Consider the following 15,622-nt stretch of genomic DNA (forward strand, 5'->3'; position numbering starts at 1 on the left):
GTCCAACGCCCCGAAAGGTTCGCATGAAGAATGCTCTGATCCTCAGCCTCGCCCTCGTCGTCGCTCCCGCCGCCTTCGCCACCCAGGAGCTGGCGCAGAAAAAGAACTGCATGKCCTGCCATGCGCTGGACAAGAAGCTCGTCGGCCCGGCCTACAAGGACGTGGCGGCCAAGTACGCCAAGGACAAGGACGCCTACAAGAAGCTGGCCGAGAAGATCCAGAAGGGCGGCTCCGGCGTCTGGGGCCCCGTGCCCATGCCAGCCAACACCCAGGTCAGCCCGGCCGAGGCCGAGACGCTGGCCAAGTGGGTGTTGACGGTCAAATAAGGCCGTCACCCTTTTGAAAACAGGCCCTGCGGGGCCTGTTCTGCTTTCCGGGTGGTGCGACGCGTCACTGGCGCGTCACGGCGGCTGCCAAGAATCCGCGCCGCGCAGGCTGTTCTGCGCGCAGCCACGGCATCGCCCATGAACTCCATTTGCCCACTGAAGCCCGCCGCGCTCGCGACGACCGTCCTTGCCCTGTTCGCCGCCAGCACTGCCCAGGCCGCCTCGGCCACGCTGGAAGGCTGGGCCCTGATGCCGGCCAACACCTTCGCCGAAGGTCCGACCACCGGCCAGTTCGCCAGCGGCGCCGGAGGTAACTCGCTGCCGCTGCTGAACAAGCAATCCGTGCAAGGTTTCTCCGCCGTACTGGCCGGCCCTGCCGCTGGCACCTACCTCTTCATGCCCGACAACGGCTTCGGCGCCAAGGAAAACTCGGCCGACGCACTGCTGCGCATGTACGCCGTCACACCCAACTTCAAGACGGCCACGGGCGGCACCGGTACGGTCTCGGCCGCCAACTTCAACAGCGGCGCCAGCATGGGCGGTTTCACGTCTGGCAGCTACGTCACGCTGTCCGATCCAAACCAGTTGCTGTCGCTGAAGATCCAGGCCGACTACACGCGCTACTACAACACGGCAGCCAACCCGCTGGTCGACCCCAGCATCCGCAGCGGCCGCCAGCTGACCGGCGCCGACCTGGACATCGAGTCGGTGCGCAAGGACAAGAACGGCAACCTGTGGTTTGGCGATGAGTTCGGTCCCTACCTGATCAAGACCAACGCCAAGGGCGAAGTGCTGCGCCGCGAGATTGGCATGCTGGGCGTGGCGTCGCCGCAGAACGAGGCGGTCGTGAACGGCACCATCGGCGCGACGCTGGGCCGCTCCAACGGCTTCGAAGGCATGGCCATCAACCCGAACGGCGACCGCCTCTACACGCTGCTGGAAGGCACGGTCACGGGCGACCCGGCGAAGACGCTGCGCATCAACGCCTTTGACGTGAATGCCGAGAGCTACACCGGCCAGCAATGGAACTACAAGCTCGACGGCGCCGGCACCAACATCGGTGACATGACGGCCATCAACGACCACGAGTTCCTCATCATCGAGCGCAACGGCGCTACGGCCACCAGCGGCGGCACGCCGTTCAAGAAGATCTTCAAGGTCGACCTGAACCAGTTGGACGGCAGCGGCAACCTCGTCAAGAGCGAGGTCATCGACCTGATGAACATCGCCGACCCGCATGATCTGAACGGCGACGGCAGCAGCGCCTTCACCTTTCCGTTCACGACCATCGAGAGTGTGCTCATCCTGGACGCCCACACCCTGCTGGTCGCCAATGACAACAACTACCCCGGCACGGGCGGCCGCAACCTGGGTTCGGACAACACCGAGTTTCTGAAGATCCACCTCGACCAGGCGCTCAATGTGTCGGCGGTGCCGGAGCCGGGCAGCGTAGCCCTGTCGTTGGGTGGTCTGGGTCTGCTGGCTCTGAAGCTGCGGCGTCGCCGCTGAGCCGGGCAAAGGCCCTCGCGGCCACAGCCCGCCGATGCGAAACTTGCGCGATGCAAGTCGCATTGGCACATGGCTGAGGTCACTGAACTGCTGCGCGGTGTGGCGGCGGGCGAGCCCGGCGCCGCCGACCAGCTCTACAGCCTGCTCTACCCTGAGCTGAGCCGGCTTGCCCGGCGCCATTTGCACGCAGTGGGCCCCGTCACCCTGGACCCGCCCGCGCTCATCCACGAGCTGTGGCTGCGCACACGCGGCATGGTGGTGCCGGCCTATCGCGCGCAGTTTTTCGCCCTAGCCAGCCGCGTCATGCGAAGCGTGGTGGTGGATCAGTTGCGCCGCCGCCATGCCGACAAGCGCGGTGGCGGGGTGGCCGAGGTGACGCTGAACACGTCGGCCCTGCTGGAGTTCGCCGCGACACCCGAGGGCGAGCCGGTGACCTCGCCATCGTCGCAGGCTGCGCAAGGCATGGACCCGATTCGCCTCGACGAGGCCTTGAACGCACTCGCGGCCATCGACGAGCGCGCCCACCGGGTGGTCGAGATGCGCTTCTACGGCGGCATGACCCAGGACGAGATTGCCGATTTGCTGGGCGTCTCAGTCCCGACCGTCAAGCGCGACTGGCGCCGGGCGCGCGCCTTCCTGTTCGAGCAACTCAGGGGATGAACACCGAACGCGCCAGCATCGGGCCCTGGCGCGACGCCATGGCCTTGTTCGACGCCTGGCTCGACGCCGATGCCAGCGAACGGGCCGAGCTGTTGGCGCAGGCCCAGGCCGACACGGTGCAGCACCAAAAACTGCTCGCGCTGATTGCTGCCGACGCGTCTGCCGAGATGCAGCAGTTCATGCCCGAGGTCAAGCCGCCGGCGGTGCAGGCCCATGCCGGGCAGCGCCTCGGTCCCTGGAAGCTGCTGGGGCCGATTGGCAGCGGCGGCATGGGCGAGGTCTGGCTGGCCGAACGCAGTGACGGGCTCTACGACGCCCATGCAGCGATCAAGCTGTTGCATGCCCGCGCCACCACGCCCGCGCAACGCGCCCGCTTCGCCCGGGAGGGCGAGCTGCTCGCGAGGCTTGGGCATCCACACATCGCGCGCCTGTTGGATGCCGGTGTGCAGCCGGACGGCGCACGCTATCTGGTGCTGGAATACGTGGCCGGCGCTCAGATTGATGACTGGTGTGACGTCCGTCGCGTCGGTCTGGCACAGCGGCTCGCGCTCTTCCTGCAGGTCTGCGAGGCCGTGGCGTACGCGCATGCCCACCTGGTGGTGCACCGCGACCTCAAGCCCGCCAACCTGCTGGTGAGCGAGGACGGCCAGGTCAAGCTGCTCGACTTCGGCGTCGCCAAGCTGCTGGCCGACGACACGAGTTCCGACAGCGACCTCACCCGGGCCGCCGCCGCGGGCCTGACACCCGCCTACGCCGCACCCGAGCAACTCACCGGCGGCGCCATCAGCACGGCCACCGACGTCTATGCCCTGGGTGTGCTGCTGTTCCAGTTGCTCAGCGGCCAGCGCCCCTATGCCGGCACCGACAGCACGCCGGCGCAGTGGGTACGCGACATCGTCGAGGCCGAACCCCTGTCGCTTTCCCGGGCTCAGCCCAGCGTGCAGGCCGCTGCGGCGCGGGGCACTTCAGCAGCCCAGCTGGCCCGGGCCCTGCGCAGCGATCTGGCCTTCATCACGGCGCGCGCCCTGCGCAAGCAACCCGGCGCGCGCTACCCCTCGGTGCAGGCCCTGGCCGAGGATGTGCAACGCTACCTGCGCCACGAACCGGTCAGCGCCCGGGCCGGGGATTGGCGCTACCGGGCCGCACGCTTCGTGCGCCGCAACCGACTCGCCGTGGCCGGCAGCGTGCTGCTGGCGTCGGCGCTGGCGGCCGGCGTCGGCGCCACACTCTGGCAGGCCGACAGGGCCCGGCGTCAGGCCGTGCTGGCGCAAACCGAGGCCGCCAAGGCCACGGCCATCAAGGACTTCCTCCTCAAGTCCTTCAACACGGCGCAGATCGGCCAGCGAACCCAGGCCAACGGTGCCGCGACCACCGTGCTGCAGCTGATCGAAAGCGGTGGCGCCGAACTGCTCAAGGACGACCTCAAGATCGACCCGGAGGCACGCCTGGAACTGCTGACCGCGCTCGGGGAACTGCAGCGCATCAACGGCCTGCATGCGCAGGCCGAGCCCCTGCAGCTCAAAGCGCTCGAACTGGCCAAGCAGCATTTCGGCGCGACCAGTGAGAAGTACGTCTACGCCCTGGTCGAGCGCGCCACCAACCTGCCCAAGCTGGGGCGGCGCGCTGAATCCAACCAGCTCTACGACGACGCCATTGCCCTGATGGAGAGGATCGGCCAGCAACACACCGAGAGCTACCCCTTTGCGCTGTGGATGCGCGGCGTGAACGCCTATCGCACCGACCAGTACGAACTTGCATTGAGCCTGTTTGAGCGCGCCGAACTCGCCTGCCGTCAACACCGGCCCCACGACGCCACCCACGCCTTCGCCCTGCAGTGGCAGGCCAACGTGCACTCGATGCGCGACCAGTTCGATGCGGCGCAGGCCGCCCTGACGAAGGCGCTTGCGCTCACGCCCAGTGCCGAGCACCCGGAGCAGGCCGAGGCGCTGCTGCAGCTCTACCTGGGCGACCTGCAAACCCGCCGGGGCGAGATGGAACAAGCGCTGGCAGCCTACGACCGGGCGCTCTCCCTCATGCAGCGCACCGACAGCGGCCGCAACCCGGACCGCGTGGTCGTGCTCGTCAATGCCGCGCGGGCGCGCCATGAGCTGGGCCAGCCCGAAGCGGCCAGGGCGGAGCTGCGCGAGGCGCTGGCGCTGGCGCAGCACCACCCGACGGGTGAGCCCGGCCGAACCCTGAGCGATCGCGTCCTGTCGGCCCAGGTGGCACTCGACCTGGCCGATGGCAACGCGGCTGCCGCCCTGGTCGCCGCACGCCAATTGGCCGCACGCTGGCCGGCCGACGCCACGGGTTCGAGCTACGCCGCCAACCGGATGCTCCTGGCCGAGGCCGAGCGGCAAGCCGGGCAGCCCGCGCTGGCGCGCCAGGCGGCCGAGCGCGCCGCAGCGATCTACGAGGCTGCGGGCAGCGACACCCTGCTGGCGAGGCAGGCCCGGTTGGTGCTGGCCGAAGTCCTGGCACGGCAAGGCGATGCCGCAGCATCGGAACAGTTCCGCAGGGTGCTTGAAACCGCCCGTGCAGACTCCGCGACACCGCCGCGTTCCAGGCAGTTGCAGAAGGCCCGCGCCCTGGCCGGCCTGGCCCGCCTGAGCCTGTCGACCCGCCCGCAGGAGGCCGCACGCCTGGCTCGCGAGGGCAGCGCTCTGCTGCCCGCTCCAGTCACCCTGCGAGAACGCCAGGTCCTGTCACAGTTGCAGGAGACCGAAGCCAAGGGCGTCAAGCAGGGGTCCGCAGTGCCCGGGGCCTGACCGCACGGTTTGCGGCGCTATCGGCAGTCCCTGCGCAGACGGCGCAAGCAGAGCAACCCGAGTCCAGCCGCGAGAAGCAGGGCGCTCCCCGGCTCGGGCACGGGCAGCGCCGTTGTCCAGTCCAGCCCGCTGGCCGCGCTGAGCGTGTAGCCATCGGTGACCAAACTGCCGCCCACCAGCAGGCCGGTCACGCCCTGCACCAGCACGCTGCTGGAGAAATCAAGCTGGCTGTTCGAGTTGCCCGACACCGCGCTGAAGCTGCGCTGACCCGACTCGGCGCGGGCGTAGATGCCCAGGTCGAAGGCCGTGCCCACCACCACCGGCACGCTGAAGGTCCAGTGCCCGTCGACCACGCGCGAGGTGGCGGGCGAACTGGCCACACCCCAGGCCACGCGCTGGCGGTCGGTGGCGAAGAGATCGGAGTTGCCCCGGCTGTAGCCCGGGTTGGACGAGGACAACTCAAAGGTGTTCATGTAACCGGTCACCTGGATCTGGCTGCGCCCGGCAAAGCCCGCGGCGGCCAGGGTGCCGTCGATGGACATGTCGACCAGCATGTAGACCGTCTGCCCCGTATGCCCGGCCCATTGCAGGGTCAGCTTGTCCTCGAAGCCGCCGTTGGACCCCGCCACGGCAAAGAGGGCGTTGTTGGGCGAGTTGTTGTCTGAACGCATGTGGATGTGGCCGATGCCCACCGAACCCCAGGTCGAGTTGCTGATGTTGCCGCTGCTGTAGCTGTCGCTCGTGGTGGCGCTGCTGTTGCCGGTGAAGTAGGCCACCGTGCAGTGGCCGGACGCGAAGCCGCCGGTGAAGTCGGTACCTGCCGTTCTCGGCGCGCCGGGACTCGACGGCGCAGCGCAGGAACTCATGAAGCCACCGGGGCCGGTGACGTCTTGGTGCCTCGGGGCGGCTTGCACACTGCTGGCCAGGCCGGCCAGTGCCAAGCACAGGAAATAGCGGGGTGAAGACATGGCTTGAAGCTCCGGGTCGGGGTTGATGGGCGTCTGCACACGTTCAACCGCACTAAGCCCGCAGAAGGGATCACCACCCCCTAGAACTTGGGGCCTGAGGCGAGTCCTTAGTGAGGCGTCGGGCAAGACGCAGGTCATGCCCTCGGCACACCTCGGTCAGCCTGACCCAAGTGCTCAAGGATGGCGGGATTTTGGTGCTCGCTCACATCGCAAGCGATATGAGTGAACCCCGAACCCGGCGATCAATAAGCCTGCCCGAGCTGTTCCAGGATTGCGGGATTTTGGTGCTCGCTCACATCGCAAGCGATATGAGCAAGCCCCAAACCCAGCCCATCGGCTGCGCCGACCGCGCTTCGCGCGGCCTAGAGCAACCGGTCCAGTCTAGTAAGCCTGGCCCAGTTGCTCCAGGATGGCTGGGTTTTCCAATGTCGACGTGTCCTGCGTCACCGTCTCCCCCTTGGCCACCGACCTCAACAAGCGYCGCATGATCTTGCCCGAGCGCGTCTTGGGCAGGTTGTCGCCGAAGCGGATGTCCTTGGGCTTGGCGATGGGGCCGATCTCCTTGGCCACGTGGTCGCGCAGTTGCTTGGCAATCGCCTTGGCCTCGTCGCCGCTCGGGCGCGGGCGCTTCAGCACGACGAAGGCGCAGATGGCCTCGCCGGTCGTGTCGTCCGGGCGGCCCACCACCGCCGCCTCGGCCACCAGTTCGGTGCAGCTGACAAGCGCCGACTCGATCTCCATCGTGCCCATGCGGTGGCCGGACACGTTCAGCACGTCGTCGATGCGGCCGGTGATGGTGAAGTAGCCCGTTTCGGCGTCGCGGATGGCGCCGTCACCGGCCAGGTAGTAGCCCTTGAGCTCGGCCGGGTAGTAGCTCTTCTTGAAGCGCTCCGGGTCACCCCAGATCGTGCGGATCATGCTCGGCCAGGGCTTCTTGACGACCAGGATGCCACCCTGGCCATTGGGCACGTCGTTGCCGGTCTCGTCGACGATGGCCGCCGTGATGCCCGGGAAGGGCAGCGTGCAGGAGCCCGGCACCAGCGTCGTCACGCCGGGCAGCGGCGTGATCATGTGGCCGCCGGTCTCGGTCTGCCAGAAGGTGTCGACGATGGGGCAGCGCTTGCCGCCCACATGCTCGTAGTACCACTCCCAAGCCGCCGGGTTGATGGGCTCACCCACCGAGCCCAGCAGGCGCAGGCTGCTCAGGTCGGAACGCGCGGGATGCACGGCGGGGTTGCTCTCGGCGGCCTTGATCAGCGAGCGGATGGCCGTGGGCGCCGTGTAGAAGATCGTGACCTTGTGCTTCTCGATCATCTGCCAGAAGCGGCCGGCGTCCGGGTAGGTGGGCACGCCCTCGAAGACGATCTCGGTGCCACCCAGGGCCAGCGGGCCGTAGGTGATGTAGGTGTGGCCCGTGACCCAGCCGATGTCGGCCGTGCACCAGAAGATGTCGTCGTCCTTCAGGTCGAAGGTCCACTTGGTGGTGAGTGCCGCATGCAGCAGATAGCCGCCCGTGCTGTGCTGCACGCCCTTGGGCTTGCCGGTGGAGCCCGACGTGTACAGCAGGAAGAGCGGATGCTCGGCCTCGACCCACTCCGGCGCGCAGCTCGTCGACTCGGCCGACATCAGGTCGTGCAGCCACACATCGCGGCCGTCGACCCAGGCGATCTTGCCGCCGGTGCGCTTGTAGACGATGACGTCCTTCAGCGTCGGGCAGGCGCCGCCGTCCAGCGCCTCGTCGACGATGGCCTTGAGCGGCAGCGCCTTGCCGCCGCGGGCCTGCTCGTCGGCGCAGATGATGGCCACGGCGCCGGCGTCCTGCACGCGGTCGCGCAGGGACTGGGCCGAGAAGCCGCCAAACACGACCGAGTGCGTCGCGCCGATGCGCGCACAGGCCTGCATGGCCACCACGCCCTCGACGGACATCGGCATGTAGATGACGACACGGTCGCCCTTCTGGATGCCGCGCCCCTTGAGCGCGTTGGCGAGCTGGCTGACCTTGGCCAGCAGCTCGGCGTAGGTGACGCGAGTGACCGTGCCGTCATCGGCCTCGAATATCAATGCCGTCTTCTCCCCCTTGCCGGCCTCGACATGGCGGTCCAGACAGTTGTAGGAGACATTGAGCTTGCCGTCCTCGAACCACTTGAAGAACGGCGCGTCGCTGTCGTTGAGCGTCTTGGTGAACGGCGTCTGCCAGCTCAGCAGCTCGCGGGCCTGGCGGGCCCAGAAGCCGGCGTAATCGGCCTCGGCTTCGGCCACAAGAGCGGCATAGCCCGCTTCGCCCTTCACATGGGCGTTGGCGACCCATTCCGGGCTGGGGGCGTAGGTGTTGAGCGTACTCATCGTGTGTCTCCTCGTTCTGGCTGCTTGGCGCGCACTGTGCGAGGAGTCACTGACGATGCCCTTACTCTCGGCTCTGCGCCCCGCGGCGCAAGCTTAGCGCGGCTCAGCGCGGGGCCGGCGTTTCAGCCCCATCAGCAGGCCCAGGCCGGCCATCAGCAGGCCCGCGCTCGCCGGCTCGGGTGCCGGGGCGTTGATGAATTGCAGGTTGTCGATCAGCAGCGCGTGATCCGTGGTGTTGGTGTGAATCCTCAGCTCGTCAAAGACGATGTCGCGAAAACCATAGATATTGGTCGAGCCCGTCAGCGATGAGGGTGCGGCGGCAGATTCGACCCAGCCACCATGGAAGTAGGCGTCAAAAGTCGAGACGCCGTTGTCCGCCGTCACCATCGCGAAGGCTGCGGCTGAAACGGGCTTGACGAAATGGATCGCGAAGTCGGTCGAGGCACCCACATTCGACCGGAAGTTGCTCACACGGTTGCCGCTGAAATGCACAAACGCCGGATTCATGTCGGCGTTGGCGAAAGCGGAATCGAACTTCAGGCCGAGGTTGACGAACTGATCGGACACGACCTCGCTCGCCCTCAGCGCAACCGATTCGAAGTCGACGGTGAGGTCTGGCGTGGTCAGCCCGGTGTCTGCATTGAAGAATTCGGCCCGGGCGGGGCCGCTCAGCAGCGCCAGCGCAGCCAGCAGGGCGGCCGGAACACGGCGCATTTGGGTTTGGATCATCAGGAGCTCCCAGCAGGTTGAGGTGGCGGCGCGAGTGCCCCGCCTTCTTCAGGACGGGCCGCGCCGGCAGATCCGGACACGCCCCCCTAGTTCAAGGCCGCGGCCGCACCAACATGCCCGGTGCGGCCACGAAAGGCTTGAAGCCCATGGCTTCATAAAGCTCGGCCGGCGCATAGGCCACGCGGCCCTGAATGACGAGGCTGGYACGGCGCAGCGCCTCGATGTCCTGGGACGGGTCGCCCTCGACGAGCAGCAGGTCGGCTGCATAGCCACGCGCGATGCGGCCACGCTCGGCGCTGGCGCCCGCCACCCGCGCACCGTTCCAGGTCGCGATGCGCAGCACCTCGGGCGCCGGAATGCCCGCCTTCACGTACAGCGCCAGCTCGCGGTGCAGACCCAGGCCGGCCGTGCCGTCGGTGCCCGCCACCAGCGGCACGCCGGCGCGGTGCATGTCGCGCGTCAACGCCAGCAGCTTGGCGTAGGAACGGCGGTAGGTGTCGAGCTTGTCGCCCGCCAGGTCCATCGGCGCCACGCGCAGCTGGCGCTGCCACAGCACGGGCAGATGCCCAGCCACGTCGCCCAGCACCGGGTCGAGCTCGCCCTGGGCCTGGGTGAACATGGCCTCGAAGGTCATCAGCGTCGGGTCGACGACGACCTGGCGCTCACGCAGCAGCGCGATGAAACGCCGCACCTTCGGGCTGGCGAGGTCGACGGCCTGGGCGTCGCTGCCCACGCGCTGAAAGCGCAGCAAGGTGCGGCTGTCGTCCCCCGGGCGGCTGACGAAGTTCAGCATGACCTGGTTGATGTGGGTCAGTTCCTCGTAGCCGGCGCGCACCGCCTGCTCGGCGAGCATGAAGGCCGGCACATGGCCGTTGACGTGCAGGCCCAGGCTGCGGGCCTTGGTCGTCAACGGCTTGACCCATTCGGGCTTGATCGAGTTGTAGAGCTTGATGCCGACAAAGCCATGGCAGGCATACCAGCTCACCGCATCCAGTGCCTCGTCCAGCGTCTCGGCGACGATGCCATTGCGCGCCGAGAAAGGGCTCTTGCCCTCGATGAAGCCGGCGGCGTAGACGTTCGGGCCGATGACCTCGCCGCGCTCGATGCGGTCGCGCAGGCGCAGCAACTCCTGGTTGTCGTTGCCGGGGTCGCGGATGCTGGTCACACCGCCGGCCAGATGCGCCAGGCCGTCCTCGCTCCACAGATGGGCGTGCATGTCCCACAGGCCCGGCAGCAGCGTCTGGCCGCGGCCGTCGATGGCGCGCTCGGGCAGCACGCGCAGCGCGCCGGGCTCGGTCACGGCGTCGATGCGGCCCTGTGAGATCCACACATCGCTGGGGCCCCGCATGCGCGCCGCCGGGGCGTCGAACCAGCGCACATTGCGGATCAGCGTGACGCCTTCGAACGGTTTGGCCAGGCGCTGGCGCAGCGCGCCGAGGCGCTCGTTGGCGGCCTGCTGCTGGCGGGCCAGCAAAGCGGGCACCAGCGCCTCGGCGCCCCTCTCTGCCACCGCGAAGCCTGGCCAGGTGATCGCGAACAGCGCGTGGCTGGCGTCGTCGCGCACCCAGTAGTACCAGGGCTGGGCATCCGCGCCGGTGACGGCCACCAGGGCCAGAGGCCCCGTCGCGGCATCGGGCGTCAGGCGGGCCAGGATCTCGGCGCGGATCTTCAGCCCGCCCAGCGTGGCGGCACGGCCGTCGGGCTGGGCCAGCAGCATGCGCACCAGGGCGCCGTAGTAGCCCGGCGAGGCCTCCAGCGGGATGAAGACGAAGTCATCACCCGCCGGCACGTCGCCGCTGTCGGCCCGCGAACGCCAGCGCGCATGGGCGTCGACGACATCGAAGTCCTCGGCAATCTCGGCACCCATGGTGCTGCGCCCCCGGCCGCGGTAGTCGCGCGGCGCGCCGTTGGTGGCGAGGCGAAAGCTCTCCTTGATGTCCGGGCCGCGGCCGTTGTCGCGGTAGCTGTAGTCGGTCTCGATGCGGCCATCGGACTGGGTTTCGACACGCAGATGGCCGGCCACATGCTCCTGCGACAGCACCGTGTACTCGGCGCCCCGCGCACTGCCGAGCGCGAGCCAAAGCAGCAGCCCGATCACACGCGGCGCACTCATGACCGCGCTCCCGACCTGCCGCGCCGCAACGCCAGCAGGCCCAGGCCTGCCGCCAACAGCACCGGCACCTGGGGTTCGGGCACGCTAGACACAATGGCCCGCAGCTCGACGCTCTGCGGCAGGTAAAACTCCAAAGATTGCAGGCTGGCCGCAGCCCGTTGCCCGGGCATGCAGGCCAGGCTCAGACAGTCGGGGTCCGAAGACGCCACGAGGTGGTAGCTGCCGATCAGCGTCTGCGTCACCGAAAGATCCCAGTGCCCCGCAGCCTGTGGTGCCGTGGCCCAGACGGGCGGCGTCAGGCCAACCGAACTGTCCAGGCTCCCCAGCGCCACCGGGCTCACCTCGGCGCTGTAGTGTTCGGTGCCAGAGGCCGTCACGTCCCATCGGTTGGAGCCGCGGGCCGTGGCCAGCTGCGCATCGGGCGGCGCAATGAAGCGGCTGACGGCGCGCACGCTCATCTGGTCCGGATGGGGGGAGATGACCAGCTCCCAATGCGCGTCCAGCGGCATATGCCAAGGCTGGAAGTCGAAATGGAGGTCAAGCGTGCCAAGCCCGGCGTTGGGCTGGGAGGGGTTCCAGTTCAGCAGGAGGGCACCGCCACCCTGGAAGACCCATTGCCCATTCTCGAAACTCAACACCGGCGGGCTTTCCAACCCGCCCGTCAATACGCCGCCAGGGTCCTGGCTCTGCCAGCTCGCCCGCACGGTTGGCGTGATTTGGGTCTGGGCCATGCAGGCCGACGCGGCGCCTTGCAGCGCGCAGGCGGCAAGCACGGTTCGAGCAACTCGAAGGGGATGGCGGGACATGGCGCGTTCCAAGAGCGTGAGCGGCTTGCTCACCTGCTTTCAGACGCAGCCTTGCAGCGAATCCGGACAAGACCGCCGTCCCCCCGGCGCGCTCACTGGCCCAGCAGCACTCCCAGCAGCAGCCGCGCCTTGTCCCAGTCACGGCGCACCGTGCGGTCGGTGAGCTGCAGCGCCTCGGCGATCTCGAGGTCGTTGTAGCCGCCGAAATAGCGCATCTCCACCACCTTGGCCAGGCGCGGCTCGGCCGCGGCCAGGGCCTCCAGGGCCTCGTGCACCTTCAGCACCTCGTCTTCGCCGGCCGGCGTGCTGTCGGCGATGTGGGTGTCCAGCGTCAGGTGAGCCAGACCACTGCCACGGCGCTGGGCCTGGCGCTCGCGCACCGCGTCGATGATGACGGAGCGCATCACCTGTGAGGCATAGGCGAAGAAGGCGCGCCGGCTGTCCGGCCGCAGCCGTCCGCTGCCCAGAAAGCGCAGATAGCTCTCATGCACCAGCACCGTGGTGTCGAGCACGGTGTTGCGCCCGCCGTCGCGCAGGCGGGAGCGGGCCAACTTGCGCAGTTCGTCGTAAGCGGCAGCGAAGAGCCGGTYCTGGGCGCCGGCGCTACCGGCATTGACCTGTTCGATCAGGGTTTCGATGGCATCGTCTGGCACGGGCGCATGGTGCCAGCGCACTGCCGCCACGGACATCATCCTTACTGGGGATGTCCGCCCTGGCGATGCGCTTGCGTCTGACCTAGTGTGCGAACCCAATGAAAAGAGCCCAACGATGCTGACCCCGGCGGACATGAGCCGGCTGAGCCGACTGCTCGACCAGGCCCAGGCGCTGGCGCCCGAAAGCCATGAAGCCTGGCTGGCAGCACTGCCGCCGGACGCCGCACACCTCGCGGCGGCGCTGCGCGACATGCTGGCGAACCCGCCCGGCGAGCTGACACTGCCGCGCCTGGGCGCCTGGGAGGGCGAGGACCCCGCCGCCGTACACGCCGGCGACCGCATCGGCCCCTACCGGCTGCTGGAAGAGATCGGCCGCGGCGGCATGGGCAGTGTGTGGCGGGCCGAGCGGGCGGACGGCAGCTACCGGCGCGAGGTGGCGCTCAAGCTGCCACGGCTGACCTGGGGCGAGGGGCTGGCACGACTGATGGCCCAGGAGCGGGACATCGGCGCGATGCTGGAGCACCCCAACATCGCCCGCCTCTACGACGCCGGCATCGACATGCGCGGCTGGCCGTATCTCGCGCTGGAACTGGTGGCCGGCCAACCCATCGACGCCTGGTGTCGCGAGCAGGCCTTGAGCGTGAACGCGCGCCTGACGCTGCTGTTGCAGGTCATGCGCGCCGTYGGCTATGCCCACGGGCGGTTGGTCGTGCACCGCGACATCAAGCCTTCCAACGTGCTGGTGACGCCCGACGGCCAGGCCCATTTGCTGGACTTCGGCATCGCCAAGTTGCTGTCCGAGGCTGCCGTTGGCGCCGGCCTCACGCTGGCGTCGGAGCGCCATCTGACGCCCCACTACGCCTCGCCGGAGCAGTTGCGCGACGCGCCGGTCACCGTGTCCACCGACGTCTACAGCCTGGGCGTGCTGGCCTTCGAACTGTTGACCGGCCACACGCCGTATCGCCTTGCTCGCGACAGCCGCGCTGCCTGGGAAGCAGCGGTACTTGTCGATGAGCCCGAGCGCGCCAGCATCCGCTGCACTGACACCGCGACGGCCCGCGCGCTGCGCGGTGACATCGACGCCATCCTGGCCAAGGCGCTGCGGCGCGACCCGGCCGAGCGCTATGCCAGCGTCGACGCCTTCGCCCAGGACGTGGAGCGCCACCTGCGCGGCGAGGCGGTGCTGGTCCAGCCCGACAGCACTTGGCACCGCCTCGGCCGCACGCTGCGCCGCCACCGGCTTGCCTTCGGCACGTCGGCGGTCGTCATCGCCGCGCTGGCGCTGGGCGGCGGCATTGCGCTGCGCCAGGCCCAGCGCGCCGAGCTGGCGGCACAGCGCCAGCGCGTCATGACCAGTTTCACCGCGGCCTTGCTGCGAGCCGACCAGGCTGCCTTCTTTGCCCGCACGGATTCGCGCCGCCCCACGCCCGAGCTGACGCTGGCCGACAGCGCCGCGCTGGTCCAGCAGCGCTTCCCGGAAGAGCCCGAGCTGCAGGCCGGCTTGCTGGGCGCGATCGCACGCCTCTTCCTGGAGATGGACCGGCCCGACCTGGCCGCCGATCATGCGCAGCGCCAGGTCGAAGCCTTGCAACGCGCGGACGCCGGCCGGCAGGCGCTGGCGGCGGCACGGCTGCTGGCCGCGGAGGCCTGGCTGGCGGCCAGCCGCTGGGCCGAGGCCGATGCTGCCGCGCAAGAGGCGCTGAAGCTGGCAGGCGGTGATCCCTTGCTGCGCGCCGAGGCGCTGGCCTCGATGGCGCAGGCTGCCTGGTCCGCCGGCCGTGCAAAGGCGGCGCAGGCCGCGCTGCAGGAGGTTGAGCCCATGCTGCCGGCACAGCCCGCCAGCTCGACGGCGCCGGCTCGCACGCAGGTGCTGCGCGCCGAGATGGCGGAGCGGGCAGACCAGCCCACCGAGGCCGACGCCCATCTGGAGCGCAGCGTCGCGCTGGCGCTCAGCGCGCACGGGGACGCATCGCCGCTCGTGCATCGGCTGCGATCTCTCGCCGCGCAGAGTCTGATCGAACATGGGCGCGCACAGGCCGCGGCGCCGTTCATCGACGCCGTCGTGCGCAACCTGAATGCACGCGGCGGCCAGGCGGTCATCGAGGCCCGCGTCATCCAGACCGAATTTGCGCTGGCCCGCTACCAGGCGGGCCTGGCCCGCCATGCGGATGCCCAGCAGGCCGCCGACTCGGCCACGGCCCTGATCGAAGTCCAGCCGGAGCCACCGCAAGCCCTGCAACTGCGCCTGAACCTGGCGCGCAGCCGCCTGGCCTACATCCACGGCGATATCCAGTCGGCGTGGACCTTTCTGCATTCCAGCTTTCCGGCATCCTCGGAAGGCCGGCCGCCCCGGTACTGGCAGCGCCTGCAATGGACCGCATCCGACATCTTTGCCGCCGCCGTGGGCGCCATATTCACCCAAGGCCACGAGGTGGGCGACTACTGGCAGAAGCTCATCCGCGATGGGCAGATGCGGCCGCTGGACCAGCCCGGTGACCTGGCGCGCTTCGCGCTGTGGCTGACGGCAGCGGGGGATGCTCAGGAAGGCCTGCTCAAGCTGGAGGCCGCGTCGCCTACACCGACCTCGCGCGCCATGTTGGCCTGGGTCAAAGCCCAGATCCTGCTCGACCTGGGTCGACCGGCCGAAGCCGCGGCCGCCGTGCAGGGCCTGTCGCCCGGGTCCACGCCTGACCTGCCACCCGAGCGCTTCACCAGCGAGGCCGTCGCTGCCCAGCTGGACTGCATCC

General features: G+C 68.9%; 11 protein-coding genes. 5 read left to right on the plus strand and 6 right to left on the minus strand.

The features are described from left to right. The first annotated feature begins 23 nt into the window (after positions 1–23). From AC1DU6_RS06725 to AC1DU6_RS06740, 4 genes are all read left to right on the plus strand, one after another. Complete coding sequence (locus AC1DU6_RS06725) at positions 24–326, plus strand: c-type cytochrome (protein ID WP_477856391.1); 303 nt, start codon at positions 24–26, stop codon at positions 324–326. A gap of 138 nt (positions 327–464) precedes the next feature. Further along, the gene (locus AC1DU6_RS06730; protein WP_477856392.1) at positions 465–1,835 is read left to right on the plus strand and encodes an esterase-like activity of phytase family protein; all 1,371 of its coding nucleotides are present in this window, start codon (positions 465–467) and stop codon (positions 1,833–1,835) included. Positions 1,836–1,904: 69 nt separating this feature from the next. Beyond that, on the plus strand, positions 1,905–2,495 hold the full coding sequence (locus AC1DU6_RS06735) for an ECF-type sigma factor (protein WP_457326558.1): 591 nt from the start codon (positions 1,905–1,907) through the stop codon (positions 2,493–2,495). Then, positions 2,492–5,263 (plus strand): protein kinase domain-containing protein, encoded by a 2,772-nt coding sequence (locus tag AC1DU6_RS06740; protein ID WP_477856393.1) that lies wholly within the window; start codon positions 2,492–2,494, stop codon positions 5,261–5,263. The genes AC1DU6_RS06735 and AC1DU6_RS06740 overlap by 4 nt, the downstream gene beginning before the upstream one ends. Before the next feature lie 17 nt (positions 5,264–5,280). Here AC1DU6_RS06740 and AC1DU6_RS06745 read toward each other — a convergent pair whose 3' ends face one another. The 6 genes from AC1DU6_RS06745 to AC1DU6_RS06770 all read right to left on the minus strand — a co-directional run bounded on the left by AC1DU6_RS06745 (position 5,281) and on the right by AC1DU6_RS06770 (position 12,905). After that, a complete protein-coding gene (locus AC1DU6_RS06745) occupies positions 5,281–6,231 on the minus strand; it encodes a PEP-CTERM sorting domain-containing protein (RefSeq protein WP_477856394.1) in 951 nt (316 codons plus the stop codon). Between the two features lie 381 nt (positions 6,232–6,612). Continuing rightward, positions 6,613–8,574 (minus strand): acetate--CoA ligase, encoded by a 1,962-nt coding sequence (gene acs / locus AC1DU6_RS06750; RefSeq protein WP_457323242.1) that lies wholly within the window; start codon positions 8,572–8,574, stop codon positions 6,613–6,615. 93 nt (positions 8,575–8,667) lie between these two features. Further along, the gene (locus AC1DU6_RS06755) at positions 8,668–9,303 is read right to left on the minus strand and encodes a PEP-CTERM sorting domain-containing protein (protein WP_457323243.1); all 636 of its coding nucleotides are present in this window, start codon (positions 9,301–9,303) and stop codon (positions 8,668–8,670) included. A gap of 91 nt (positions 9,304–9,394) precedes the next feature. After that, a complete protein-coding gene (locus AC1DU6_RS06760; protein ID WP_477856395.1) occupies positions 9,395–11,416 on the minus strand; it encodes an amidohydrolase family protein in 2,022 nt (673 codons plus the stop codon). Beyond that, positions 11,413–12,189: a PEP-CTERM sorting domain-containing protein gene (locus tag AC1DU6_RS06765; RefSeq protein ID WP_477856396.1), complete on the minus strand. Its 777-nt coding sequence runs from the start codon at positions 12,187–12,189 to the stop codon at positions 11,413–11,415. The genes AC1DU6_RS06760 and AC1DU6_RS06765 overlap by 4 nt, the downstream gene beginning before the upstream one ends. A gap of 125 nt (positions 12,190–12,314) precedes the next feature. Further along, positions 12,315–12,905: an ECF-type sigma factor gene (locus AC1DU6_RS06770; RefSeq protein WP_477856397.1), complete on the minus strand. Its 591-nt coding sequence runs from the start codon at positions 12,903–12,905 to the stop codon at positions 12,315–12,317. Positions 12,906–12,990: 85 nt separating this feature from the next. On the opposite strand from AC1DU6_RS06770, the gene AC1DU6_RS06775 reads away from it, so the two are divergent. Further along, positions 12,991–15,622, plus strand: a 2,632-nt coding sequence (locus tag AC1DU6_RS06775) for a protein kinase domain-containing protein (RefSeq protein ID WP_477856398.1), incomplete at its 3' end; no start/stop codon positions are given.

This window comes from Roseateles sp. P5_B10, from assembly GCF_056400485.1.

What these genes read in the sequence shown, in the direction of transcription:
- AC1DU6_RS06745 (WP_477856394.1), bottom strand. Translation starts at nt 6,231, where the DNA reads ATGTCTTCACCCCGCTATTTCCTGTGCTTGGCACTGGCCGGCCTGGCC.
- AC1DU6_RS06740 (WP_477856393.1), top strand. Translation starts at nt 2,492, where the DNA reads ATGAACACCGAACGCGCCAGCATCGGGCCCTGGCGCGACGCCATGGCC.
- AC1DU6_RS06730 (WP_477856392.1), top strand. Translation starts at nt 465, where the DNA reads ATGAACTCCATTTGCCCACTGAAGCCCGCCGCGCTCGCGACGACCGTC.
- AC1DU6_RS06735 (WP_457326558.1), top strand. Translation starts at nt 1,905, where the DNA reads ATGGCTGAGGTCACTGAACTGCTGCGCGGTGTGGCGGCGGGCGAGCCC.
- AC1DU6_RS06755 (WP_457323243.1), bottom strand. Translation starts at nt 9,303, where the DNA reads ATGATCCAAACCCAAATGCGCCGTGTTCCGGCCGCCCTGCTGGCTGCG.